This window comes from Qipengyuania sp. JB2-7 (assembly GCF_055693485.1).
In genome coordinates this window covers 862,580-887,559 of sequence record NZ_CM146335.1, presented here as the reverse complement: position 1 = coordinate 887,559, position 24,980 = coordinate 862,580, and the positions used below count along the sequence as shown (strand labels likewise).

Annotated in this window: 22 protein-coding genes, 1 other RNA gene and 2 pseudogenes; 11 read left to right on the top strand and 14 right to left on the bottom strand. The window is 55.7% G+C overall.

The annotated features are described in order from the left end of the window. Positions 1–10 precede the first annotated feature (10 nt). The gene (locus ACZ1GM_RS04305) at positions 11–1,153 is read right to left on the bottom strand and encodes an acyl-CoA dehydrogenase family protein (protein WP_472677914.1); all 1,143 of its coding nucleotides are present in this window, start codon (positions 1,151–1,153) and stop codon (positions 11–13) included. Positions 1,154–1,192: 39 nt separating this feature from the next. Continuing rightward, a complete protein-coding gene (locus ACZ1GM_RS04300) occupies positions 1,193–2,170 on the bottom strand; it encodes an NAD(P)H-dependent flavin oxidoreductase (RefSeq protein ID WP_472677913.1) in 978 nt (325 codons plus the stop codon). Between the two features lie 87 nt (positions 2,171–2,257). Between ACZ1GM_RS04300 and ACZ1GM_RS04295 the strand changes: the two genes are divergently transcribed. Continuing rightward, on the top strand, positions 2,258–3,760 hold the full coding sequence (locus ACZ1GM_RS04295; protein WP_472677912.1) for an acetyl-CoA acetyltransferase: 1,503 nt from the start codon (positions 2,258–2,260) through the stop codon (positions 3,758–3,760). A 13-nt stretch (positions 3,761–3,773) separates the two neighbouring features. On the opposite strand, the gene rnpB is transcribed toward ACZ1GM_RS04295, so the two are convergent. The 4 genes and pseudogenes from rnpB to ACZ1GM_RS04275 all read right to left on the bottom strand — a co-directional run bounded on the left by rnpB (position 3,774) and on the right by ACZ1GM_RS04275 (position 6,556). Next, positions 3,774–4,238, bottom strand: an RNA gene (gene rnpB, locus ACZ1GM_RS04290) — RNase P RNA component class A. Between the two features lie 75 nt (positions 4,239–4,313). After that, positions 4,314–5,034: pseudogene (aqpZ, locus tag ACZ1GM_RS04285) on the bottom strand (aquaporin Z). 110 nt (positions 5,035–5,144) lie between these two features. Continuing rightward, complete coding sequence (locus ACZ1GM_RS04280; protein ID WP_472678498.1) at positions 5,145–5,780, bottom strand: N-acetylmuramoyl-L-alanine amidase; 636 nt, start codon at positions 5,778–5,780, stop codon at positions 5,145–5,147. Positions 5,781–5,896: 116 nt separating this feature from the next. Then, on the bottom strand, positions 5,897–6,556 hold the full coding sequence (locus ACZ1GM_RS04275) for a histidine phosphotransferase family protein (RefSeq protein ID WP_472677911.1): 660 nt from the start codon (positions 6,554–6,556) through the stop codon (positions 5,897–5,899). A 328-nt stretch (positions 6,557–6,884) separates the two neighbouring features. Between ACZ1GM_RS04275 and ACZ1GM_RS04270 the strand changes: the two genes are divergently transcribed. Continuing rightward, positions 6,885–7,526 (top strand): PEPxxWA-CTERM sorting domain-containing protein, encoded by a 642-nt coding sequence (locus tag ACZ1GM_RS04270; protein WP_472677910.1) that lies wholly within the window; start codon positions 6,885–6,887, stop codon positions 7,524–7,526. Between the two features lie 2 nt (positions 7,527–7,528). Here the strand turns inward: ACZ1GM_RS04270 and ACZ1GM_RS04265 are convergent, their stop codons facing one another. Then, positions 7,529–7,918 carry a M67 family metallopeptidase gene (locus tag ACZ1GM_RS04265; protein WP_472677909.1) on the bottom strand — a complete coding sequence of 130 codons (390 nt, stop codon included), beginning with the start codon at positions 7,916–7,918 and terminating at the stop codon, positions 7,529–7,531. A 17-nt stretch (positions 7,919–7,935) separates the two neighbouring features. Between ACZ1GM_RS04265 and ACZ1GM_RS04260 the strand changes: the two are divergent. Then, positions 7,936–8,896 (top strand): annotated as a pseudogene (locus ACZ1GM_RS04260) (RluA family pseudouridine synthase). 141 nt (positions 8,897–9,037) lie between these two features. Then, positions 9,038–9,925 carry an RNA polymerase sigma factor RpoH gene (gene rpoH / locus ACZ1GM_RS04255; protein ID WP_472678497.1) on the top strand — a complete coding sequence of 296 codons (888 nt, stop codon included), beginning with the start codon at positions 9,038–9,040 and terminating at the stop codon, positions 9,923–9,925. 331 nt (positions 9,926–10,256) lie between these two features. Here the strand turns inward: rpoH and ACZ1GM_RS04250 are convergent, their stop codons facing one another. Next, positions 10,257–10,595, bottom strand: coding sequence for a PEPxxWA-CTERM sorting domain-containing protein (locus ACZ1GM_RS04250; protein WP_472677908.1), 339 nt, complete (start codon positions 10,593–10,595; stop codon positions 10,257–10,259). A gap of 98 nt (positions 10,596–10,693) precedes the next feature. Continuing rightward, positions 10,694–10,891 (bottom strand): hypothetical protein, encoded by a 198-nt coding sequence (locus ACZ1GM_RS04245; RefSeq protein ID WP_472677907.1) that lies wholly within the window; start codon positions 10,889–10,891, stop codon positions 10,694–10,696. Between the two features lie 346 nt (positions 10,892–11,237). Between ACZ1GM_RS04245 and ACZ1GM_RS04240 the strand changes: the two genes are divergently transcribed. From ACZ1GM_RS04240 to ACZ1GM_RS04210, 7 genes are all read left to right on the top strand, one after another. Next, a complete protein-coding gene (locus ACZ1GM_RS04240) occupies positions 11,238–12,983 on the top strand; it encodes a bifunctional helix-turn-helix transcriptional regulator/alpha/beta hydrolase (RefSeq protein ID WP_472677906.1) in 1,746 nt (581 codons plus the stop codon). 128 nt (positions 12,984–13,111) lie between these two features. Continuing rightward, the gene (locus tag ACZ1GM_RS04235; protein ID WP_472677905.1) at positions 13,112–13,573 is read left to right on the top strand and encodes a hypothetical protein; all 462 of its coding nucleotides are present in this window, start codon (positions 13,112–13,114) and stop codon (positions 13,571–13,573) included. Between the two features lie 113 nt (positions 13,574–13,686). Next, positions 13,687–15,018, top strand: coding sequence for an MFS transporter (locus ACZ1GM_RS04230; RefSeq protein WP_472677904.1), 1,332 nt, complete (start codon positions 13,687–13,689; stop codon positions 15,016–15,018). A gap of 314 nt (positions 15,019–15,332) precedes the next feature. Further along, positions 15,333–16,004: a monofunctional biosynthetic peptidoglycan transglycosylase gene (gene mtgA / locus ACZ1GM_RS04225; protein WP_472677903.1), complete on the top strand. Its 672-nt coding sequence runs from the start codon at positions 15,333–15,335 to the stop codon at positions 16,002–16,004. Between the two features lie 176 nt (positions 16,005–16,180). Continuing rightward, positions 16,181–16,705, top strand: a complete 525-nt coding sequence (locus tag ACZ1GM_RS04220; protein ID WP_472678496.1) for a sigma-70 family RNA polymerase sigma factor — start codon at positions 16,181–16,183, stop codon at positions 16,703–16,705. After that, entirely contained in the window at positions 16,702–17,433 is a 732-nt protein-coding gene (locus ACZ1GM_RS04215; RefSeq protein ID WP_472677902.1) for an anti-sigma factor, read from the top strand. The genes ACZ1GM_RS04220 and ACZ1GM_RS04215 overlap by 4 nt, the downstream gene beginning before the upstream one ends. A 110-nt stretch (positions 17,434–17,543) precedes the next feature. Next, a complete protein-coding gene (locus ACZ1GM_RS04210; protein ID WP_472677901.1) occupies positions 17,544–18,107 on the top strand; it encodes a fasciclin domain-containing protein in 564 nt (187 codons plus the stop codon). Positions 18,108–18,251: 144 nt separating this feature from the next. Here ACZ1GM_RS04210 and ACZ1GM_RS04205 read toward each other — a convergent pair whose 3' ends face one another. The 5 genes from ACZ1GM_RS04205 to ACZ1GM_RS04185 form a co-directional block, all read right to left on the bottom strand. After that, the gene (locus ACZ1GM_RS04205) at positions 18,252–21,548 is read right to left on the bottom strand and encodes a TonB-dependent receptor domain-containing protein (RefSeq protein ID WP_472677900.1); all 3,297 of its coding nucleotides are present in this window, start codon (positions 21,546–21,548) and stop codon (positions 18,252–18,254) included. Between the two features lie 270 nt (positions 21,549–21,818). Further along, the gene (locus ACZ1GM_RS04200) at positions 21,819–21,944 is read right to left on the bottom strand and encodes a hypothetical protein (RefSeq protein WP_472677899.1); all 126 of its coding nucleotides are present in this window, start codon (positions 21,942–21,944) and stop codon (positions 21,819–21,821) included. After that, complete coding sequence (locus tag ACZ1GM_RS04195; protein ID WP_472677898.1) at positions 21,919–22,224, bottom strand: Lrp/AsnC family transcriptional regulator; 306 nt, start codon at positions 22,222–22,224, stop codon at positions 21,919–21,921. The genes ACZ1GM_RS04200 and ACZ1GM_RS04195 overlap by 26 nt, the downstream gene beginning before the upstream one ends. Before the next feature lie 385 nt (positions 22,225–22,609). Further along, the gene (gene clpX / locus ACZ1GM_RS04190; RefSeq protein WP_472677897.1) at positions 22,610–23,881 is read right to left on the bottom strand and encodes an ATP-dependent Clp protease ATP-binding subunit ClpX; all 1,272 of its coding nucleotides are present in this window, start codon (positions 23,879–23,881) and stop codon (positions 22,610–22,612) included. A 224-nt stretch (positions 23,882–24,105) separates the two neighbouring features. Next, positions 24,106–24,804: an ATP-dependent Clp protease proteolytic subunit gene (locus ACZ1GM_RS04185; RefSeq protein ID WP_472677896.1), complete on the bottom strand. Its 699-nt coding sequence runs from the start codon at positions 24,802–24,804 to the stop codon at positions 24,106–24,108. Between the last annotated feature and the right edge of the window lie 176 nt (positions 24,805–24,980).

The following is a 24,980-nucleotide window of genomic DNA, read 5'->3' as shown; positions in this document are numbered from 1 at the left end:
CGTACGCTCCTCAAATTGCGCGGCTGATCACTTCTTTCATGATCTCGGACGTGCCGCCATAAATGCGCTGAACCCGCGCATCACGCCACAGACGCGCAATCGCATATTCGTTCATATAACCCGCGCCGCCATGCAGTTGGAGGGCAGCATCGACCATCTCCCACTGCATCTCGGTGTGCCAGAGTTTGGCGGAGGACGCCTCGCCAGTGGTCAATTCGCCAGCAAGGTGCCGCTTGATCGCCCAATCAAGGTGCGCCCACCCCACCTGCAATTTCGCCGCCAGGTCGGCCAGCGTAAACTTCGTATTCTGGAACTCGAACACTGTCTTGCCGAAGGCTTTGCGATCCTTGGTGAATTTCACCGCTTCATCAAACGCCCGCTGCGCCCCGCCCTGAGCCGACACGGCGATGCTCAGTCGCTCTTGCGGCAGCTCCTCCATCAAGTGGATGAAACCCGCATTCTCACCGCCCAGAATATTGGTCTTGGGCACACGTACGTCGGAGAAGAACAGCTCGGAAGTGTCCGCAGAATGCTGCCCGATCTTGTCGAGATTGCGCCCCTTTTCAAAACCCGGCGTATCCGCATCCACCAGGATCAGCGATGTTCCCTTCGCGCCCATTGTCGGATCGGTTTTCGCAACCACGATCACCACATCGGCGTTCTGGCCGTTAGTGATATATGTCTTGGAGCCGTTGATCACGAGGTGGTTGCCATCTTCGACCGCCGTGGTGCGGATGCCTTGTAAGTCACTGCCCGCGCCCGGCTCCGTCATCGCAATCGCTGTGATGATATCGCCCGAGATCATGCCAGGAAGGTATTTCTCCTTCTGTTCTGGGCTGCCCAAACGTTCAAAATAATTGACCGTAATGTCATTTTGCAGAGTGAAACCGGCAGACGTGCCTAGGTAAGCGAGTTCCTCGGCGAGCACGCAGTTAAACCCGAAATCGAGGCCAAGGCCGCCATTTTCTTCGGCAACGGTCGGGCACAGCATGCCAGCCTCGCCCAGTGCTTTCCACGCCTCGCGTGGTACAATGCCCTCTTCCTCGTGCTGCTCAAGGTACGGTTCCATGTGCTCGGCCAGCACTTTGCGAACCGAGTCCCGGAACATGTCGTGGTCTTCATTATAGGCGAAACGAGTAGCGGTATTGAGCATCAACAAATCCTAAAAAAGTCGTCAGTTTGAGCGTGGGGCTTAGGCGGCCTGAAGCCGCGCCAAGCGATCATTGATAAGCGTTTCTGCCTCACCCATGATCCGGTCGATCAGTTCCTGACATGTCGGGATGTCATTGATGAGGCCTGCCACCATGCCACAACTCCACGCGCCCTTATCCATATCGCCTTCCATCATGATTGACGGATAAACACCGGCGACCTCTTCGATAATGTCTTCAAACTTCAACTCATCACCGAGCGCTTTTTCCTTTTCCAGCAGGCGTTCGACCGCTTCGTTGTTCAGCACGCGCTCCGTATTGCGCAGGGGGCGCATGACCAGCCGTGTGTCAAGCTCACTTGCGGCGACAATGGCGGCTTTCACATTGTCGTGAACTGGCGCCTCTTTCGTCGCGATAAAGCGAGTGCCCATATTCATGCCTTCTGCCCCCATGGCGAGGCTGGCCACGAGGCTGCGGCCATCGGCCATACCGCCAGAGGATACGAAGGGAATGTCCAGCTCGTCCGCGGCGCGCGGCAACAAGATCATATTGGGTATGTCGTCCTCACCTGGGTGACCGCCGCATTCGAAACCATCGACCGACACCGCATCACAGCCGATCTCCTGCGCTTTAAGCGAGTGACGCACGCTGGTGCATTTGTGGATCACCTTGATCCCCGCATCCTGCAACGGGCCGAGCAGCTGGCTGGGATTGCGGCCAGCGGTCTCAACAACTGGCACACCGGCTTTGACGATTTCAGCGATCAGGCCCGGATAATCTGGCGGGGTTAGCGTGGGCAACAGGGTGATGTTCACACCAAACGGCTTATCCGTCATATCCTTGCAACGTGCGATTTCATTGGCGAGCTTTTCCGGCGTGCCCTGCGTCAGTCCGGTGATGATCCCGAGCCCGCCTGCGTTAGAGACCGCCGCCGCCATTTCTGCAAAACCAACATAGTGCATGCCGCCCTGAATAATTGGGTGCTGGATGCCGAACATTTCGGTGATGGCGGTTTTCATTGCGGTTCTCTCCCAAAACAGAATCTTGTGTTGCGTTTTGCAACGGGTATCTGGGCCATACGCAGCGCGCAAGGGAGCAAATAGGCAATGTCAGTCAACGTAGAGCGGATCCCCGTCATTGTCGGGGTCGGTCAAATCAATGACCGTCCGGAGAATCCGGCGGATGGCCTGGATCCAATCGAGCTGATGGAGGCGGCATTGCGCCGAGCAGATGATGATGCTGGCGGTGAGTGGTTGAAAGATTGTGACAGTCTGGCCGTGGTGAGCCAGCTGGCATGGCCGCACCTCAACCCAGTAGATGGCGCGCTTGCAAAATTATTGGGTATTGATCCGGCGCATCGCGAGCAAACCGCCATGCCCAATGGCGACAGCCCGATCCGGTTGCTGCATGAAGCGGCCAATCGGATTGGTGCGGGCGAGGCGGCAGTCTGCGCAGTGGTCGGCGCGGAGGCATTGCGGACTGCGGCGAAGCTTGCGGCGGCCAAGAAAGCAAAGTCGGGTGACAAGCCAAATGCCTTACGCGATGCCCCTCATCGCAAACGTCAGGGTTTCGGCCCTATCCATGGCCTGATGGTCCCCGTGGATGTTTATCCGCTCTATGAGAATGCCCTGCGTCACAAACGCGCGCAATCGTTTGCTGAGGCGCAGGCGGAAAGCGGTGCAACCTGGGCGGGTTTCTCTAAGGTTGCAGCCACCAACGAAAATGCATGGATTCGAGAACCGGTGACGTCAAAAGAGGTCGTGACAGCGTCTGACAGCAACCGACCAATCGCCTTCCCATATACCAAGCTGCAAGTCGCCAATTCCAGCGTCAATCAGGGCGCAGGTTTTATCGTTACCAGCCTTGCTGAGGCGCGAAGGCGCGGTGTGCCAGACGAAAAGCTGATCTATGTCGGCTATGGCGCGGCTGCGCATGAGGATGCAAATTTTCTGGCGCGGGCCAGCTATGATGGCTCAGTTAGTCTTGAGACATCAATCAGCCGAACGATGAAATTGAACGACGTCGCGACGACGGACCTCGCCCATGTGGAGCTTTATTCGTGCTTCCCCTGCGTGCCCAAAATGGCGCGCCGCGTGCTGGATTGGCCACTGGACAAGCCGATGAGCGTCTTCGGTGGCCTCACCTTTGGCGGAGGGCCGATCGGAAATTACATGAGCCATGCGGTCGCAAGCATGGTCGACGCGCTGCGTGATACCGGCGGCAAGGGCCTGCTATTTGCAAATGGCGGGTACGCCACGCACAACCACACGATCCTGATTTCGGCTGAGCCGCTGAACGCGCAATTCCCGCAAGATTTCGATTATCAGGCTGAAGCCGACAAAAAGCGCGGACCAGTGCCGCCGCTTGATGAAAGCTATTCTGGCCCTGCAACAATCGAAACCTACACGGTCCATTACAAACGCGACAGTAGCGTCCGTATGGGTACCATAGTCGCAATGACGCCCAAGGGTGCCCGGACGCTGGCCATCGTACCTGCCGAAGACGTAGAGATGATCGCCCACCTAACTGCTGGCCAGCCCAGTCCAATCGGAGCGCGAGGACATATTGCACGCGGCGATGACGGCGTCGGGATGTGGTCCGCGATGTGATGCCCAAAGGGGTAATGCCAGGAGGCCTGTAAGCCGGGTTCTGTCCCGTGGCCGGTATCTAAAAGGACCAGCGCCACAGGGGCAACCATTCATCTAGGCTACGGATTGCTCCGCAGCTCAAGCAGCCAACCCGGGCAGTCGCAGCTTACGCTCAATGCGAAACACATTGGCCGAGCCGAAACCGACGCGCTGCCCCTATTCGGCCTTGCTCCGGGTGGGGTTTGCCATGCGGGCGTTGTTACCAAAGCCCCGGTGCGCCTTTACCGCACCCTTTCACCCTTGCCTGTGCCCCCAATTCCTCGAAAGGAGCGCGGGCCATCGGCGGTATACTCTCTGTGGCACTTTCCCTGACCCCGGATCAGGTCCGGGGCCGGCGGGCGTTACCCGCCACCCTTGTTTCGTGGAGCCCGGACTTTCCTCGTCCAATCAACCCGCTCATCCTGAGCCTGTCGAAGGACGCGGCTGCCCAGCCTCCTGACAATCCACCATATAGAACGGGCGGCCTCGCTTGGGAAGCCGCCCGCACCAATTCATCACATTGCACTCGGTGCGATTACTCGCCCTCGCCGCCAATATCCTCAAGCGTATCATCCGGCGACAACAGGAATCGCCAAATCATCGCACCGATCGCCGCACCAATTAGCGGCGCGACCCAGAACAGCCAGAGCTGGCCGACGGCCCCTGTTTCCGCATAAAATGCCACGCTTGTCGAGCGTGCTGGATTTACCGAAGTGTTGGTAACCGGGATCGATATCAGGTGGATGAGCGTAAGCGCTAAGGCCGATCGAAATTGGTGCAAAACCACCGGGCACCTTGGGTGATGTCGAGCCGAGTATCACGATCAGGAACACTGCGGTCAGGATCACTTCAATCAACAACGCGGCCTGCATTGAAAAACCGCCCGGCGACAAATCACCATATCCGTTCGAAGCGAAGCCACCCGGTGTCCAACCGTCGACACCCGAAGCAATCACGAACAAACATCCCGCTGCGATAAAAGCGCCCACGACTTGTGCGATCCAATACGGGATCAGCTCTCCCCAAGAAAAACGCCCGCCTAGCGCGAGACCCAGCGAAACGGCAGGATTGAAATGCCCGCCAGAAATTCCGCCCACCGCATAGGCCATGGTCAGTACGGTGAGGCCAAACGCCATCGAGACGCCGACAAAACCAATCCCAAGTTCAGGAAACGCAGCTGCTAAAACGGCAGAGCCACAGCCTCCGAAGACCAACCAGAATGTGCCGATCATTTCTGCAGATAGCTTACGAAACATATCCAACCCCTCCACTTCGCGCGCCATTCGGCACGCCTCGGGGCGGATCATGCGCGATCTTGCCGATATTGCAATTCTGAGTGGGGAAAACCACGTTTTAGAAACAAGGTTTAACGCGAAGCACCCCGGTCGCGATCAAGCAAAAGCTGGAAAAGGATCGCACGAATTTCGCCATCAACTTCGCCGTCGATCTTGCGCGGTCGCCAGCGTCGCTGAAACGCCTCAACTGCCTTGCGACCATCGGTAATGTCGTAACCAAATCGTTCCAACGCCAGATAAAACGCGCCATCATTGCCGAACGGATCACCCAGCTCAATCTTTGGCGTGCCCAGACAAAGCTCCAAATCTGCCAGCCTCTCCCACGGAAACAGCTCGCCAGGATCAGTTTTGCGCGCTGGCGCTATGTCTGAGTGCCCAACAACATTGGCGCGCGGAATATTGTGGTCGTCTCTGATCGCAGCCAGCAATGGGATCAGCGCCTCGATCTGCACGTCCGGAAATGGGCCATAACCCAGACCATGACCGGGATGATCAAGCTCGATCCCAATACTTGCGGAGTTCACATCCTTGATACCGCGCCACATCGACAGCCCGGCATGCCAGGCCCGCTTTTGCTCAGGCACCAAGCGGACAACTTCGCCCTCTCGGCTAATTATGTAATGCGCGGATACCTGCGCTTCTGTGTCACACAAGCGTTCAATCGCCACCTGCTGATTTTCCATTTCGGTGTAATGCACCACCACCATGGAAATGGGCAGCTTGCGCTCATTCTGGTTGGGCGAGGACAGCTCGCGATGAACCAACTCGCCGCGATGATGTACGGGCTGCGATCCGTCGCCGCCCGTTTCTTCGCCTGTTTCGCTCAACCGATCATGCCCTCTGGCTGAGGCAGTACCGCACCAAGCACCAGCGCCTCTTCGGTCAGCGCATATTGCAAGCCGCCACCGCATTGTTCCGCCAGCAGGAACAGCATGTGCGCCGCCGCTGTACGGCTGGATAGTTCAGACTGGTCTAGCGAGCCATCAAGCGCTGCGCCGATCACTTCATCAAAGGCAATCTTGTCACCGCTCGCGCGGATAACCAGCTCGTGCGCGCCATCGCGCAACTCGGCACCGACATCGATTGTCCCGCCGCGCACCAGCGTATCAAGCGCGATCTGCGCGAAATTGAGCATCACCTTAACCGCTGGTTTCGAAAGTGAGCTTTCTGCCAAAGCCCAATTGATAGTGATATTCGACTTGTCCGATGCCAGCGCATCAATCAGTTCTTTTGGCTCTTCGACCGGAACATGTTCTCCAAAGCCGCCCGCAGCGCCAAAAGCGAGGCGGAAAAATTTGAGTTTGTTGGTGCTGATCGTGGCGCTCTGTTCCAACAACTCGATGCAATTGGCACGCATGTCCGGATCGGTCTCGGTAGCGAGCAATTCCAGGCCGTTTGCCATCGCGCCCACCGGCGACAACATATCATGGCACAGGCGCGAACACAGCATCGCGGCTAGATCTACGGAGGATTGGTCAGTCATGGCTGCCTCATTATCTGCACCCAACCGGGCGCGAAGGGGATGTAAATTCGGTTTGGCATGGTACTACCCATCTACCTCGCGATAGTGAAGCCGTGAGAATCCATGTTTCCCCGCTCGCCGATGGAGTTGGACTAGACCGTAACGTCTCAGCCCACTCAATGCGCAGGTGACGATAGCGCCCGCGCTTACCCCAACTGTCCATTTTTGGGACGAAAATCTAATGCTATTAGGGACTTGTTGACCATGATCGCCGGGGGTATTATCGGGCTTCAAACACCGGGGCGCAATCCGGCAAAAGCCGAAATCCATTAGTAGACAGGGTGACGATATGAAATATGTGACATTGGTTTCGAGCGCACTGGCCCTCGGGCTGGCCTCAACACCGGCAATGGCAGCCGATATCTTCCATTTCGACGAAGATGACCCACGAGCTTTCAATACGGGCAGAAGTTCGGGCAGTGCGCCATTTGGTCGCCTGACCGTTGATAATGCTGTCACCATCTCTCAAATCGGCATGCTGGTCGACCTGAACGGCGACTCTGACATGCAGTTCTTGATCTTTGATGCGGATACCGGCGCTAACCTTTTCACGTCTTCGATCCAAAGCTTCGCTGATGATGGGCTGGAATATAAGTGGAGCGACATGCTGAGCTTCACGTTCAACACGGGCATCACCTATTCGGTTGGCGCTACGTCCAGCAACGGTGGTCAATATGCGGTAGACTTTACCGCAAATGAGGTGGGCGACTTCAATTTCCTCACCGGCAACCAAAACGCAGGAGGCACGTTCGGCAGTTCGACATTCCGCACCAATTTGAATTGCTGTGATGTTGCCACCGCATTCCGTGTCGGCATGGGCGGCGCGGTTCCAGAACCTGGTACATGGCTGCTGATGATTCTCGGCTTCGGCGCAATCGGTGCGAGCATGCGCCGCGCAAACAAGCCAAAAGTCAGCTACGACTTCGCTTGAATTTAAGCAGAAATTGAAAAAGGGGCGGGCCGGAAACGGTTCCGCCCTTTTTTCGTCACGCGCCAAAAAGTGACTTCGCGGTCGGCTATTATCGCCCAGATCGATCCATCATTGCCTGCCATACGCTCATCCGTTTGAGACGGGGCAGCCAGTCCGTTCGGATGCGAATGATAATAGCCAAGCACTTCAGACCCTCCATCGCGCGCAGCCCGGTGCGCGTCGATCAGCGCCTGCGGATCGATCTCGAAATGCGTTTCCGGGGTCGCATGAACATTGGCCGCAGGAGTACTCTCCACAATTCGATTGCCCTCCCCCAACAGGATTCCGCAGCATTCAAAGGGCTGCGCGTTCACCGCTTCTTCCCGCAACGCGGATAGCACTGTGCTTGTCACCTCGATCTGCATCGCGCATGGCGATAGCTGTGAACGATACAGATGTCATCGAAGGAACGTTGCCTCTCGCCGGTACCGCCTCGACAAGGCGCTGGCGCAAGCGAGCGGATTATCGCGCGAGCGGATCAAGGCGCTGATCGCGGAATCAGCGGTACTAGTGAATGACCGGAAAGCGACTTCGCCCAGCAGCAAAGTCGATATGGGCGCTCCGTTTCGGATCGACTTTCCGCCCGCAAAGCCGCTGGATCTCGAGCCGCAGGACATCCCCGTCGAAATCGCCTATGAAGATGAGCATCTGATCATCGTGAACAAGCCTGCGGGCATGGTCGTCCACCCCGCCGCTGGCAATCAAGATGGTACGCTGGTCAATGCGTTGCTGCATCACTGCAAGGGTGAGTTGTCCGGCATAAACGGGGTTGAGCGGCCCGGCATTGTCCACCGGATCGACAAAGACACCTCTGGCCTGCTCGTTGTTGCGAAGACGGATCAGGCGCATGAAGGTCTCGCAGCACAATTCGCCGACCATTCGATCCACCGCCGCTATCTGGCGATTTGCGCCGGGCATCCCAATCCCACTTCTGGCCGAATCGAGGGGCGAGATCGGTCGCAGTGACCGGGATCGCAAGAAAATGGCAGTGCTCCCGCCCGGCTCCACGCGCGGCAAGCATGCAGTGACCCATTTTGAGACAAAAAAGCGCCTAAAGCATTGTTCTTTAATAGAATGTCGCCTCGAAACCGGTACGCACCCATCAGGTACGCGTTCACTGTGCGTCAATCGGCCATCCGCTATTAGGGGATCCAACATACGGGCGGCCTCCAAAACAGCTTGCATCACTGCTTAAGTCACTGAATTTCCAGCGACAAGCGCTGCACGCGGTCGAACTGGGATTTACTCATCCTGCAACAGGCGAAACCCTACGTATTGAGGCCGATTTACCGGCGGATATTCGGGAACTAATCGACGAAACCGTACGTTGATATCGATGAAAGGCGCTGCAAAGTGCCGAAAGTGTGTTTATATGTAACCCAGTGGCCCAAAAGCACGGATGCCCATCAGGGGTCTGAGCGAGTGAGGTCGACGCTAGAAAGGTTAGGAACAACGTGACCAATACCAAAGCTTTGAGCGTTCCAACGCTCGGCGGAGAGCAGAGCCTCAACCGCTATCTTTCCGAAATCAAGAAATTCCCCATGCTCAAGCCTGAGCAGGAATATATGCTCGCTAAACGCTATGCCGAGCATGAGGATGGCGAAGCTGCATCGCAGCTCGTGACCAGTCACCTGCGCCTCGTTGCGAAGATCGCGATGGGCTATCGCGGTTATGGCCTACCCGTGTCCGATTTGATTTCGGAAGGGAATGTTGGCCTGATGCAGGGCGTGAAAAAGTTTGAGCCCGATCGCGGCTTCCGCCTCGCCACTTATGCAATGTGGTGGATCAAGGCGAGCATTCAGGAATATATCCTGCGTTCGTGGAGCCTCGTTAAAATGGGCACCACCGCCGCGCAGAAGAAGCTGTTCTTCAACCTGCGCCGGATGAAGAAGAATCTCGACGCTTACGAGGATTCGGACCTGCATCCCGATGACGTGACCAAGATCGCAACTGATCTTGGCGTTCCGGAACAGGAAGTCGTCAACATGAACCGCCGGATGATGATGGGCGGTGATGGCTCGCTGAACACGCAGATGCGCAATGGCGAGGAAGGCGCGGGCGAATGGCTCGACTGGCTGACTGACGATCGCCCGCTGCAGGACGAAACCGTTGCTGATGCGGAAGAGAAAGAAGTCCGTCATGACATGCTGGTGGAGGCGATGGACAGCCTCAACGAGCGTGAGCAGCACATTCTGACTGAGCGTCGCCTGACGGAAAACCCGCAGACATTGGAAGAGCTGTCACAGGTCTATAGCGTTTCTCGCGAGCGTATTCGTCAGATCGAAGTGCGCGCTTTCGAGAAGCTGCAGAAGGCGATGAAGGCAATCGCCGGAGAGCGTTTGCTGCCTGGGGCGGCGTAACGCTCAACTCGACAAGCGTTCCAGCAACGCACTAAAAACCGAAACATCGAAGCGCCGGGGGGGGGTACCTCCGGCGTTTTGCTTTGCGTCTCGGCGATAACGTTGGTGATACGAGAAAGGCGGACCGTCGGCCTCCGCTCCCTTACTCCCAGCGAAAGCAGTCGTTCCGCTCTCGACCCAATTTCGGACGTTCCTAACAGCGTTCTCTCAAAGCCGTCCGCGCACCGTCCGTGCAAATCAAAAGGCCAGCGCAACGAGGAGAAAACCTCCCGCCACGCTGACCCTGTTGTGCTTTTCTGACCCAAAATGATGAGCCAGATCAGATTGCCGCTTAGCTGTAGCTTACCGAAAGCTTGGCGTTTTGCTTGCGGCTGCGCAGGCTCGCGCCGATTGCGCCAAAGCCAATGATCATAAACGCCCAAGTGGCAGGTTCGGGAACTGCACCAAGCGCCGCCTGGCCGATGTTCACGGTGATCGTGTCATTCGGCGTGGTGTAGGAATAGACACCAACATCGAGACCCAGGCTCGCTATGGTTGCACCAGCAAAGGTCGCAGTCGATGCAATTGCAGAATTAGATATATAGCCGACAGGAAGGTAAACAGCTGATTGATCTACCACTATGCCAAACGTGTCACCGGAGAATGACTGTCCATTTTGCCGACGGCCCATTCCCCAATTCGATGGACCTACTATTCCTTGATAAATATCAGACGGTGCCTTTGTAATTTCTGCGCCTAAAAAAAGGCCGCGCCCTGCTTCTACAGAGTTCAGAGCCCCCCGTTAAAATTTGCAACACTGCGAAAAAACGTCAGGCCGGTTAAATCCAACGAACCGCTGACAGTACCGATTACGTCCGATCCATTTTGTTCAATGTCGAAGACTATCGCTGCTTGCGCAGCGCCCGGAAGCACTATAGCGGCCATCGATAGAGCTGCTGCTGCAGAAGTGAGTAAAATCTTTTTCATAGACCAGTTTTCCGTTCATTTGGGATGGATAAAGTGTGCTCATCGGCGAGCTTAACCATTCAGGCCAAACGCGCATCCTCCATTTGAAGGATGCGCTGCAAAAAATGACCTTTTTGTGATCAAGTGGCACAGCGTCCAATGCGTTGGAGCATGGGTTTTCCGGGGGCGGCGGCTCAAATCTGCGCTGGTTTGGAATTCTGAAGCCGTCCCGAAATGGGGCAGAACCTTGCTTTATCAAATGTATGCACGTCCACTCGGTGCTTTGAAGGCGCGATTTGCTTCTCATCATTTGTCGCTTATTGGTCGAGTAGGGACTGCACACCGTGTGATGCCCTGAGGGGGCGGAATGATAACGGACAGCGCAGAAAAAGAGTTCGATCTCGACAACCTCTACAATCTGGTGTCCGAGCCAGACCAATATGATGCGTTCATGCGGTCGCTGCTGGGCAAGCTCGAGCTGTTACAAGATGAGGGTGGCGATGCGAAGCCGCAGCCTTTCGGTAACCACTGGGGCAAGGCATCACTGCTAGTCGATAAGGTCACACCTTGGCGGAGTGAAGCAAGAAGCGAGCTTGACACTTACCTCGCCGCGAAGATGCAAGCGATGCTGGCGGTGGATTGCGGCGGCAATATCGTCGCGGCCAATCCCGCCGCGCGGAGCCTGTATGATTTGAGCCCACGCGCGACAACTGAAGACTTGCCCTTGTCGCAGACTGATCGCGCCACCTTGAAAAAGCTGATCAGCGGTATCGTCGCGGGAGTAAGCGCCCGCAACACCCCCAACAATGTGCACCGTTTCCAGAATCAGCGGACCGGGAAGCCCCTGCTGATAACATTGGAGCGGCACCATGATGAGAATGAGGATCGCCATCTCGCGATTATACTGACGAACGACATTTACTGGCCCGTGCATCTTGGCCCGATCTTGCAGGATCTGTTCAATCTTACGCTCGCGGAAATCGAAGTCATCCGGCTTATGTTAGCGGGCCAGAGGGTAAACGAGATTGCGAAGTCGCGGACGGCTTCGGTCACGACGGTTCGCAGCCAGCTGCGCGCGATTTTTTCAAAGACTGACACAGCGTCTCAAATCGAATGTGTTCGCATGGTCATTGGCCTTGCGCTGATGCATGATCAGGATGATGGCAATTTGATCGCTGCCCGTCTGCAGGCGGAGATTGAGACCGCGCATTATCCGCGCGAGAGCCAGCGACGCATCTTCAAACTAAGCGATGGTCGGCAAATCGATTATTCGGTCTTTGGCGTGGAGGACCCAGACAAACGGAAAGGGATTGTTCTTTTCTACCATGATCAGGCCCTCGGTGACACGTGGTTCAAGGAAGCGGTCACCGCTGCAACCCGCGCGGGGTTGCAGATAATTGCGCCATTGCGGCCAGGCTTTGGGCGAACAACTCTGTATAAAGGTGAGGCAAGTGATCCGGTTGCCTTCGCGCCGGACATAGAGCAGCTGCTTGATCATCTCGGGGCTCATAAAGTCGCTTTGATGACCCTGCGCTCCGGCTTGGTTCACGGCCTTGCTGCAGCGCGGCTTATGCCAGAGCGCATAACCAGCATTACGGCTGCAAACCCGATATTGCCCGCGACCTGTGATGCTGATCTCGAAGGTACAAACGGTTACAATCTGCTCATACCAAAGACCCGGCTGCATTTCCCGCAGGCTTTGCGGTTTCTGTGCAAGGCGGGTTTTGCTTTTGTCACGTCCAAGGGGCCTGAAGCGTTCGCGACCGCCGTCGTCAGGGACTCTCCCAGAGATTATGAATGGGTGAGCAGGCCAGAGATTTTGCCACTCATCATTGCTGGGCTGCCAGTGCACCGTGAGCAGGGATACTTGGGAAACTACGGCGACATTGCTTACGCTAACGACTGGACCGACTTGCTAACAGAGGCACCCGTACCGATCCGATTGGTGATCGGCGAGTATGATCGCAATGTTCAATGGACTGCTGCCCGGTACTGGTCTGATCAGCTGGATCACGTGGAGCTGCATGTGCTGCCCGACAGCGGATACTTTGTGCAGCATCAGCAGCCTAGCGCGTTTCTGAGATGGCTAAAGCAGGATCTTGGCATTTCCTAGAAAGGCTGTGGGGGCGAGGCTCCGAACCTTTTTTGCCCTTATCCTCCAAATGGACGATGCGCGCTATTCCGCGATGACTAAACCTCTATTCAGTGATGGCCAATGCCTCACGACAATGGGGAACACACATGAAATTTGGAACTACATTCGTTGCCGCCACAATGGCGCTGGCTTTCTCAATGGCTGCTCCTGCAGCAGCACAGATGGAAATTTATGAGAATTGGGAGCCTGCCGAGGAAGTGACAGAACTTACTTTCGTCAAGGTCGAGCAAGGGCAGGAAGAGACCTACGTTGAAGGTCTCAAGAGCACGTGGGTCGCGGCCAATAAGATCCAGCAGGAACAAGGCGTAATATCCAGCTTCGCCATCTACACGGTGCCTTACAAGGATGACTATAACATGGTCCTGCGGATCACCTTCCCAAGCGGGGAAATGCTCGAGCCGAACAAGCAGCGCTACATGGATTTCCTTGAAGCATTCGGCAAAGCCAACATCGATCAAGGCAATGAAACCGTGCTCAAAATCTACAATGACATCCGTGAGATTCAGAGCACGGCACTGCTTCGCGAAGTGAAGTTGATCGGCGACTAGGGACGCCAGAAAATCGATAACCATGCGTTGAATACGCTGGTTTTCTGACTGCGGCAGTTAGTCATTGCGACCCGGCTGACTGTCGCAGAATTTCCAAAAATGGTAGGCAGAATATGATACTTGAGAAAAGCGCTCGGCTGCGTCTTTTGACCGTATTACTATTCTACTTTTCTCAAGGCGTTCCTATCGGCTTGTTTGTGTATGCGGTCCCCGCATGGCTAGCTGCAAACGGCGCATCCACTGCGGCTATCGCTGGTATTGTTGCCATCTCTATTCTGCCATGGACGCTTAAGTTCTTTGTCGGCTTTCTAATGGACCGATACACCTATTTGCCGATGGGGCGCAGGCGTGCATGGATCCTTGGCGCGCAGTCGATCATGGTAATTGTGCTATTGGTGGGCGCAGCCCTATCGCCGGGAGTACGTGAAATCTGGTTGATCTCGCTTCTAGCTCTTCTGGGAAATGCGGGAACAGCTTTTCAAGACGTTGCGATTGACGGCCTTGCTGTTGACATTATGCCCGAGGAGGAACGTGCAAAGGCGGCTGGCATCATGTTTGGCGCGCAAACGCTTGGAATCTCCATCACAACTTTTGCTGTCGGCCAGATCATCGCGTATTTTGGAATAGCAGGCGGTTATCTGGCGGCTGCCGCTGTCGTTGCGTGTGTAATGGCCTTTGGCATTCTCATCAGAGAGCGTCTTGGTGAGAAGCGCTTCCCGTGGTCCGAAGGAGAGCCTCATGCGCGCAATATTGCGATGCAGATTGATGCGTGGAAACCACTTTTGACACAAAGTGGCAGGGCAATGCTCGCGCCTCTAAGTCTTCTGGCTCTCGTCATTCTTGTTGGCAGCTCAACAATGCCCGGCGTGTCCGAAGCCTACCATCCAAACCTTGCGACCGGAATTGGTGGATGGACACAGACCGACTATACCAACACGATAGCGATAGCCCAATTTGTAAGTGGGGCGATTGCATTGACAATTGGGGGCTGGTCTGTTGCGAAAATTGGTGCGCAGCGTGCTGCTCTGTCGCTTGGTATTGTGTCTTTTGCGGGCGTCTTACTATTCGCGCTGTCGAGCGACTGGTGGGGCGAACCCGTGCTGTTGACCACCTACTTCTGGACTGCGGAACTATCGCGCACCTTGCTCATGGTAGCTACAGTTCCGATCGCAATGAGCCTGTGCAAGCCGGCGGTCGCAGCAACACAATTCACGCTTTACATGGCAGCATCGAACGTCGGACGACCGATTGGGAATGCTATTGCGGTGGCGGCGGATGAGATGGGCCGCCCCGAGATGATGTACTTCATTCTTGCCGGAATTTTCGCCGTGATCTGCGCTATTCTGGTTGCTGTTCGTTTCCCAGCACGTGCACACGAAGCTGCAGAGCTTGTCGAGACGTCCCCACCCATTGCGCGCGGAGATCGCGTGATCTCTGGACCATAGAAATTGCAGTGCTTTGGGGAAAGTCGACGACAGCGAGTAAGATATCACATCGCGTGGTTGGCGTGTTTAGAGCGAGCCTATCCGCCGTCGCTATGCTGGGCATTGGTACAACGCTATATTGGGTGGCAAAACGAGAAGTGTCGCGTCAACTAAGACAGACCAGTTAGAGCGACCTAGCAAACGTCTGGTTCCACCCCCATAAGCACGCATTGAACAACTGAGGTGAGGGGCCTGTTTGCGGAAGCCGAAAGCAAAACCGAGCTTCGTCGCGCCCGAACAATTGCGCTGGGCGATCCCCATGCTATCTGCCCATTATGATCCGCATCTTCACCCGCTTTCTGTTCAAACTGATCGTGGGATTTGTGGGCCTGTCGCTCATCGTAACTTTGCTGTTCAAATTCGTGCCGGTGCCCGTCACCGCGACAATGCTGATGGACGAGAACGGGATCACAAAGAATTGGGAGCCGCTGGCCGATATTGATCGCAACCTGATCCGCGCGGTGATCGCATCGGAAGATAGCAAGTTCTGTTCACACGAAGGCTTCGATCAAGAAGCCATCGAGAAAGCCATTGAAAACAATGCGAAAGGTGGGCGTATACGCGGCGGCTCCACCATCAGCCAGCAAACAGCAAAAAACGTCTTCCTGTGGCAAGGTGGCGGGTACGTCCGCAAAGGTTTTGAAGCGTGGTTCACCTTTCTCATTGAGAAAATCTGGGGCAAACGCCGGATCATGGAGGTGTATCTCAATGTCGCGGAAACCGGCATTGGGACCTATGGTGCAGAAGCGGGTGCCGAAAGATATTTCGACAAGTCAGCGGCGTCACTGACACCGCTGGAGGCGGCGCGCATGGCCGCTGCTCTTCCCCTTCCCAAAAAACGTGCGGTCGCCAACCCCAGCGGTTGGCTGCGCCGATATGGCAGCACGATTTCAGCGCGGATCAATATTGTCAGGCGCGATGGGCTGGATAAGTGCGTGTATGAATAACCTGACCGTCCACATTGCTTGACAAACCGCTTGTCAAAGCAGTCTGAACCTCGGTAATTCAGCGCCATGCTTGAACAACGCTGTTTCGCTGGCCACGGATACCCGCCCAGAGATTGCCGAGGCACAGGTTAGTGGCTGCTGGCGATCCACAGGCGCGCGCTGAACTGACGGCGGCAATGCAGCGTCTGGCCGCGGGCGATGAGGCCGCGCTTGATCAGATTTATCGCGCAACTTCGGCGAAACTTTTTGGCATCTGCTTGCGTATATTAAATGATACCAAAGAAGCAGAGGACGCATTGCAGGACGTATATGTATCGTTGTGGAAACGCGCGGATCGGTTCGATCCGGAACGGGCCAGCCCGATAAGCTGGCTTGCTACCTTTGCGCGCAACCGGGCGATTGACCGTTTGCGGACGGGAAAAGTGCGAAGGGGCGCGGTGCCGGTTGATGAAGCAATGGAACTGCCCGACAAGGCGCCCTTGGCCGAGGCACTGCTGATTGACAGTGAGCGTAGCGAGCGCATTCATCACTGCATCGAGACATTACAGGATAATCAGCGCGACAATATCCGCACCGCTTTCTTTGACGGGGCGACATACACCGAGTTGGCCGAGCGCGCAGACGTGCCGCTGGGCACAATGAAGAGCTGGATCAGGCGCGGCTTGCAAGCCTTACGCAAGTGTCTGGAGACGCCAGCATGAGCGACGAAACACCCATGAGTGACGATGCGCGCCCAGATGCGATCCTCGCCGCTGAGTATGCGCTTGGCCTATTGGAGGGAGAGGAGCTTCTGATGATGCGCGCCCGCGTAGCGCGGGAACCAGAGCTTGCGGGATTGGTGGAGAGTTGGGAGAACCGCCTCGCCCCGATGATTGACGGAGTGCAGTCGATCAACCCGCCTGCGGATGTGTGGCGGCGCGTTCATGCCGAGATCGCCAAAGACGCGCCAGAGGTCGCCGATCTAGTGTCGCTAAGACAGCGATTGCGCAATTGGCAAATGGCAGCGGGCGCATCTGCCGTCGCGGCGGTCGGTGCACTAAGCTTGCTCGTCCTGTCACCTGCTGAAGTGCAGATGGTAGAGCCGCCAGTGCAGGCACCGCTGGTCGCGTCTATCCCGATTGCAGATACGCCGTTGCGTCTTGCCGTCACGTATCTGCCCGGACAAGAAGAGCTGTTGGTATCAGCCAGCGGGCTGACCGCCGATGGCGTCCACGATCATGAATTGTGGCTCGTGCCGGACGAAGGTCCATTGCAATCACTCGGCGTAGTTGTTCCGGGAGAAGAGCGGAAAGTTGCCATTACGCCAGAGGTTGCGGAGCTGTTTCGTAATGGATCTGGCCTTGTGCTGACACGCGAGCCGATTGGCGGAAAGCCTGAGGGCGTCAATGCTGGGCCAGTGGTGGCCGAAGGGCAATTGCAAGCAGTCTAAATCTGCCGATTTTCAGAAAAATATGCTGGCGGTGCATCCGCTGCGAACCCAGCATCGTAGTTTATTGTGCAAGGTAAGGACGGGGCCTTTGCGTGACAAAGGAGATTACAATGCCATTTTCAAACTCACTCAAGATCGCAGCTCTCGCCGCAACAGTTTCCATGGCCGGTTTTGCCACTGTTGCGTCAGTTCCTGCTGAGGCTCACAAGCGCACCGCAGCACAGTCTCAACCAAACATTGTTGAGACCGCACAAAGCACCGGTGTGCATAACACGCTGGTCGCAGCCGTCACCGCTGCTGATCTTGGCGGCACGCTGTCACAGCCGGGTGCGTTCACCGTTTTCGCGCCGACCGATACGGCATTTGCGAAACTGCCAGAGGGTACTGTCGCAACGCTCGTGAGACCAGAAAACAAAGAAACGCTGGCTGGCATTCTCACCTACCACGTCGTTGGCGGAAACATCACCAGCACGATGCTGCTGGACTATATCGAGAAAGGCAACGGTACCGCGCGTATCAAGACCCTCGCTGGGGGCACTCTTGAGGCACGTCTGTCTGGTGACAAGATTATCGTCACTGATGCCGCAGGTCGCTCAACCGCCGTCACCCAGGCTGATGTGCAGACATCGAACGGCGTTATTCACGTGACTGACGGGGTTTTCCTCCCCGCATAACCGAACACCTTTCCTCGGATGGCTCAGCGCCGGTTCCTCCATCCCCCATTGCCAGTGCGCTGAGTCATCAAAGCCCCGCCCGACCATTGGTCGAGCGGGGCTTTTCTGTGCCTTCGATGTGGCGTTTTGGGGTTAGAAGTTCCGTTAGAAATTTGCTCTGGCACCAAGGAAGAATAAGGTGCCGACTGGGCTTACCGGATAGGCTTGCTCGGTCACGAACGGGTTTTCGTTGAAGATGTTGTTCACACCGCCATAAATCCCGTAGCGATCGCTCAGGTCAAAGTTGAACGAGATGTCATGAATAAACGTGTCGCCCACCGTGCCGTTTTCCTCGCTGAAAACGGTTCCGATGTTCTCGACTTCGACCGCGCGCAGAGCCTGCTCACCAATATATGTGGTTGACCACGTCAGGCTCAGACGATCCCAGTCCCATGTCAGCGAGGCGTTACCTGCCCACTCCGGACGCTGAAGTTCGCCCAACTCAGGGTCGACCAATGTCAGGTCATTTGGATCAATGAACTGATCGAGTTTATCGACCCATGTCCCCGCCGCTGCGAGTGTGAAGTTATGTTCACCAAGGCCGAAGCGATATTGTGCCGAGGCTTCTACGCCAGCGGTTTCAAGGCGTGCAAAGTTGAGTGTCTGCTGACGAAGCCCGGCGAAACCGCCATTGTCAGGCCGACGAGTTATTAGCGAACAGAACTGGTTATCAATCGACGAGCTATCGACACAGTTGTCTACGATGTCCTGCGCTGGGAAGAAGTTAATCGCGTTCTCAATCTCGATGTTATAGTAATCCACGCTCACGACCAGCCCAGGCAAGAAGGTCGGAGTGATCTGCGCGCCAACTGACCATGTCGTCGCAGTTTCTTCGGTCAGGTCCGGATTACCCACCTGCACGCCAGAAAAACGGGCGGTCAATGGGTCGACATAGACGTAGTTTGCAGCGGGATCATTCGGATCAGCTGCGTCCGTCGGATTGATGCCAACTGTCTGAAAAAATGCGATGCAGTTCGCTGTCCGGAGCGCTTCATCCGGAGCGTTACCTAACTCCGATGCATCACACGGGTCAACTGGACGGAAAAACGCGCCCGTGCCGGGATTGAACAACTCATTGATATTGGGCGCGCGAACGGCTTTGGAATATGTCGCGCGGAACAAGATATCTTCGACCGGTGCCCAAAGCCCGTTCACGTTCCATGTGAAAGCATTGCCGACTGTCGAATAGTCAGCATACCGTGCAGCAGCGTTGACTTCGAGCAATTGGGCGAAAGGCTGGTCCGCCAGAATCGGCAAGCGTACTTCACCGAAGAATTCGAAAACGTCGAAATTGTCCGACGAGTTATTAAGGATTGTGTCGGGGTCAAACACAAGACTGTTCTGACCGCTAAATGCGCCAGACACGGGGTCTGCGGTAATGTTTCTTATCTGCTCGCCTGCAGCACCTTCCGGGGTGGTTACCGGTAGGATGCCAAGCGCCAGCGGATCGAAAGTTGACGTGCTGGTTTCCTTACGGAATTCAGTCCCCAGCACAAAATCGACCGGCCCGCCGGGTAGCTCGAAAAAGGCACCTGTGTCGCCGATCAAAAGACCGTTAATGACGAACTGTTCAAGCTCGAACTGATTGACGACTGTCGTTGTGATAAAGTCGATTGCGTCTTGGCTGATACCGCCGACGCCGCCCAAAATGTTGGCCGGACGGCACGTGCCATCACCGGGGTTGAAGGAATAGAAGCCCGGTGCCCCGGTTGGGATACCAAACGGCGTTGTTGCTGGCGCGGTGGGATCAATATCGGACCGACAGATCGGGTTCCCCGCCGCGTCAGTGGTCACATCAATCGCCGCGAAGAACCGGTCAGTGATGACGCGGTTGTTGTCGAACGTTGTCTGTTCAAACTTACCGTAATTGAGCGACAACTCATAGCGCAAGTGATCGGTCATCTCGCCCCGCAAACCGCCAACGAAACGCCATGTTTCAAACTCATTGCGATCGCGGTTCGGCCCCAGATCGGCAGGGTCGCGGGTTATGTAGAAACCCTCAGTTTGAATACCAGCATCAAAAATCGGGTCGAAGTTAGGAGCTGCAAAGCCTGAGACTGGCAGGAACAATGATCCGACAAATTGCTGCTGATCGGCGGTGATGAATGGGTTGTCCGCATGAATTGTCAAAAGGTCGTAAAAAGTATTGGGCTGCGCCTGAAACTCCGCATTGCTCGAAACATACTTGCCTTCGAAAAACAGCTCCGCTGCTGCGGAAAACTCGTACGTGCCAAGTACATTTATGGACCAACGCTCTGTTTCCGGGATCAGTGAGTTGCTGTCAAAATTGTTGGGAATGCCATTCCCGCCGAACTGGTTGAACAGGCCCGTAATCAGGCCATCCTCGTACACAGAGAGCGAGCCGTCAGCGTTGATCACCGCACATCCACCGGCGGCACCAAATGCCCCGGGGTTGAACGTGCTATTAAACCCAACAGCCGATTCAAGACAGTCAGCCGTGCCATTGCCATTGATGTCTGGTCCGTCGCTCAGGCCAATATCACCCGGAGCAATCACGCCGCCAGCCGACGACAAAGAAAAGCGCGAATTGGTCGCTATCAAACGGCTGGTCGCACCCGATGCGCGATCAATCAAGGCTTGCTCTGCGGCTGTCGGAGTGAACGCAAAACCCTCAGTCGGAATCAAGTCGCCGATTATACTACTTGCGAAGAAATTGGGCGTATCGGTTGCGCTGAGTTCGCCAGTTTGAAACCGCAGCGCCGGGTTGCCTTGGTCATCAAAGATGCCGTTATTGCGGCTGAAGCTGCGATCGCCGAACTGAATTTCGTCATTGCGCGCATACTCGCCCGAAATGGTGATGTTGCCGCGACCATCAGCGAAATTGAGGCCCCATGTCAGGTCCCCATTGATACGCCATGCATCGCCCTCGCTAGAGATACCGGTCTGCACATTGGCCGCGAGACCTTCAAAATCGTCTTTCAGCTGAAAGTTGACCACACCGGTCACCGCGTCCGCGCCATAAACAGCCGAGGCACCGCCAGTGATCGTCTCAACACTCTGAATTAACGCCGTTGGGATCGAGTTGATATCAACCGATTGCGCCCCGGCAACACCTGACACGTGACGGCGGCCATTGACTAATACCAAAGTCCGATTGCCGCCAAGACCACGCAGATTGAGGACTGACTGACCCACCGACACGTTGTCGGCTGCCGTGAAAGCACCGTCGATTGAACCAGCCGACGTTGTGGATGTCGAAAGCGCTGGAATATCCCGCAGGACATCAACCACGTCTGAACCACCAGTCTCAGTCAGCGCCTCGGCATTGATCGACGTAATCGGCGCAGGCGAGCCAATGTTTGGATCACGCGCGATACGCGAGCCGGTAACAACAATGACCTGATCTTCATCGGTCTCTGCACCGGCTGGAGCCTGATCCACTCCCTGATCTTGAGCTTGCGCTGCAAGTGGCAGCGAACTAGCGGCAAGCAGTAAAATTGCGCGGGATGTGGTCCGACGAGTAATCATAGATATGCCCTCATATGGTTTTGTATCTGTTACATGCTGTATGACGCAGTGCAGCAAATCGGTAAACCCGGAAATTTGCCATTTGGATAAGCCAAATCGACCACTTTGCGCGGCATTCCTTATCATATCGGGAAGTTTGTTGTGTATGTGCCACAGTCATGTGGCAAGTTGCAGTCGCCGCAGTCAGTTGCCGTAATATGACGACAGAAGCAGACTGCTTTCAGTTTTTGTGATGCCGTCGATCAACCGAATCAACCGCAGTGTCTCATCAAAGCGTTGTAAATCAGCCGATTCCAGCTGGGCGACCAAATCCCACTGGCCGTTGGTCGAATGAACCGCGTGAATGTCGTCTAGACCGATAAGACGCCCTGGTCACATCATCGGTGTTGGTTCCGTGCACCTCAATATGAACGATGGCTCTGATTGCGGCATTGCGCGCGCTGGGGCCAAGCTCCACGGTGAAGCGTGCAATCACCCCTTCGTGATGCAATTTTTCTATTCGACTGCGCACCGTCGCCCGCGACACGCCAACCGCCGCTGCGAGGCTGGCAATGGGCAGTCGTGCATCCTGTTTCAGCAGGCCCAGCAACTGGCGATCTAAATGGTCGATTCCCCGCTCCTCAGCGCGCGTTTTGAGCTTTAGCCCAACGCTCGATCAACCATGACACTAACCCCTGTGACGCCAACAAGGCGATGCTCGCCCAGACGACCGCTGACGTCGGATCGCCAGTTAGTTGCTCTGGTGGGGCAAATGCGAATGATCCCACAATCCCAAGCAGCACTAAGATAAAGGACGCGGGTAACAACCAGGCCACCACACGACGCGGCCAAAGATATGTTGGCTCACCACTGAAATTGAAGTGGGCAGGAAGTCTATCAAAACGTCGATAGCGCCGGTCAGTCCACAGCGCGATAGCAATAAGAAGGACTGTGGTTGCGCCGGCGACCAGATATGCGCCGACACTTACCATAGCTTACGCAGCCTCTTCTTTCTTGCTGCGCTTCTTGCTCTCGACCACTTGAATCGGGTCTTTGCGCCCCTCGGCGACATCCTTGTCGATCACAATCTCTGTCACGCCTTCCATGTCGGGCAGGTCGAACATCGTATCGAGCAAAATGCCCTCCAGGATTGAGCGAAGGCCGCGCGCGCCAGTTTTGCGAGCGATGGCTTTCTCGGCAATGACCTTGAGCGCGTCTTCCTTGAAGGTCAGCTCAACATCTTCAAGCTCAAACAGTTTCCCATACTGCTTGACCAGCGCGTTCTTCGGCTCGGTCAGGATCGTAATAAGCGCATCAACGTCAAGATCATGCAGTGTCGCAATGACAGGCAGACGGCCCACGAACTCCGGGATCAGGCCGAATTTCAGCAGATCTTCCGGCTCGCTCTTTTCAAGCAGCTCACCAACCTTGCGTTTTTCCGGATCGGCAACATGCGCGCCAAAACCGATCGAGCTTTTCTGCAGTCGATCAGAAATGATCTTGTCGAGGCCAGCAAACGCGCCGCCACAAATGAACAGGATGTTCGTCGTGTCGACCTGCAGGAATTCCTGCTGTGGATGCTTGCGGCCACCCTGCGGCGGGACACTGGCAGTGGTGCCTTCCATCAGCTTAAGCAGAGCCTGCTGAACACCTTCACCCGACACATCACGGGTGATCGAGGGATTTTCCGCCTTGCGGGTAATCTTGTCGATCTCGTCAATATAGACGATGCCATGCTGCGCCTTCTCGACATTGTAGTCAGAGGCTTGAAGCAACTTAAGTATGATGTTCTCAACGTCTTCGCCGACATAGCCCGCTTCGGTCAGTGTCGTCGCGTCAGCCATGGTGAACGGCACATCAAATGTGCGCGCCAGAGTCTGTGCGAGCAACGTCTTACCGGTGCCGGTAGGACCGACCAGCAAGATGTTCGATTTTGCCAGTTCAACTTCGCCAGCTTTACCGGAGTGTTTGAGGCGCTTGTAGTGGTTGTGAACCGCCACCGACAGGTTACGTTTGGCCGAGTTCTGGCCAATGACGTAGTCGTTCAGCGTGGCAAAAATCTCTGAAGGGGTTGGAACCTCGCCCTCTTTACGGCCAACACCACCAGCCTTTGTCTCTTCACGAATGATGTCATTGCACAGCTCAACGCATTCATCACAGATGAATACCGTTGGCCCCGCGATCAGCTTGCGCACCTCATGCTGAGACTTGCCGCAAAAGCTGCAATACAGGGTCGATTTGCTATCGGTTCCACTCAATTTAGTCATTTCCTACTGCTCACCCCCGGATGCCCTTATGCGGCCTGTCCTACGCACACCCAGCCGACTCGTGGGCAGGCGTATAACGGGGTTTCCGTCAAAATGGTCGCTAGCGCAACCGCCTTGCCACAAGCTGAAGCGGCAAGCTTACCAAAATACTACGTCAAATCGGCAGATGACCACCAAAAAGACAAATGGACTGGCAAAAGTAAATTATGAGCTCATAGCCCAATTTACTCTGGCGCGCCGCCCGATCCCTCTTCACCGTCGCCTTCGTCATTTTCAGGCCGCGTCTCGAACACCTTATCCACAAGTCCGAATTTCAACGCTTCATCCGCCTCGAGGAAGGTGTCGCGATCCATCGCCTTTTCGATATCTTTGAGGCTCTTACCAGTATATTTGACGTAGAGATCATTCATGCGCTTTTTGATGCGCAAAATCTCTTTAGCCTGAATTTCGATATCTGAGGCCATACCGCGCGCGCCGCCCGATGGCTGGTGCACCATGATGCGCGCATTGGGCAGCGCAACGCGCATACCAGGTTCACCGGCTGCGAGAAGGAAACTGCCCATGCTGGCCGCTTGGCCCATGCACAGCGTCGAAACGCGTGGTTTGATGTATTGCATGGTGTCGTGGATCGCCATGCCGGCCGTCACCACGCCGCCGGGCGAATTGATGTACATCGAGATAGGCTTTGATGGATTTTCGCTCTCAAGGAACAGCAATTGCGCCGTAATGATTGACGCCATGCCGTCTTCGACCTGTCCGGAAACAAAGACGATCCGCTCGCGCAGCAGACGGCTGAAAATATCAAAACTGCGCTCTCCGCGGCTGGTCTGTTCAACGACCACAGGAACCAAAGCCCCCGTTACGGGGTCGCGAGTGAATTGGCCCTGGGTTGCGTGGCCTTCGCCACCGAACAGATCGATCATGCAAAAATCCTCTTGAGGTCTGTATAAGTTGACCCACTATTTCGCGACTGCGCCGCGCAATTCAAGAGCCTTAAGGATCGCAAGGGTGGGAAAAGTCCTCTTACCGCTGCCAAAACGGCGGTCAGCGTTTCACCCAGCCCAGCCGATTAGGCTGCGCGAACGTCAGTCAGAAACTC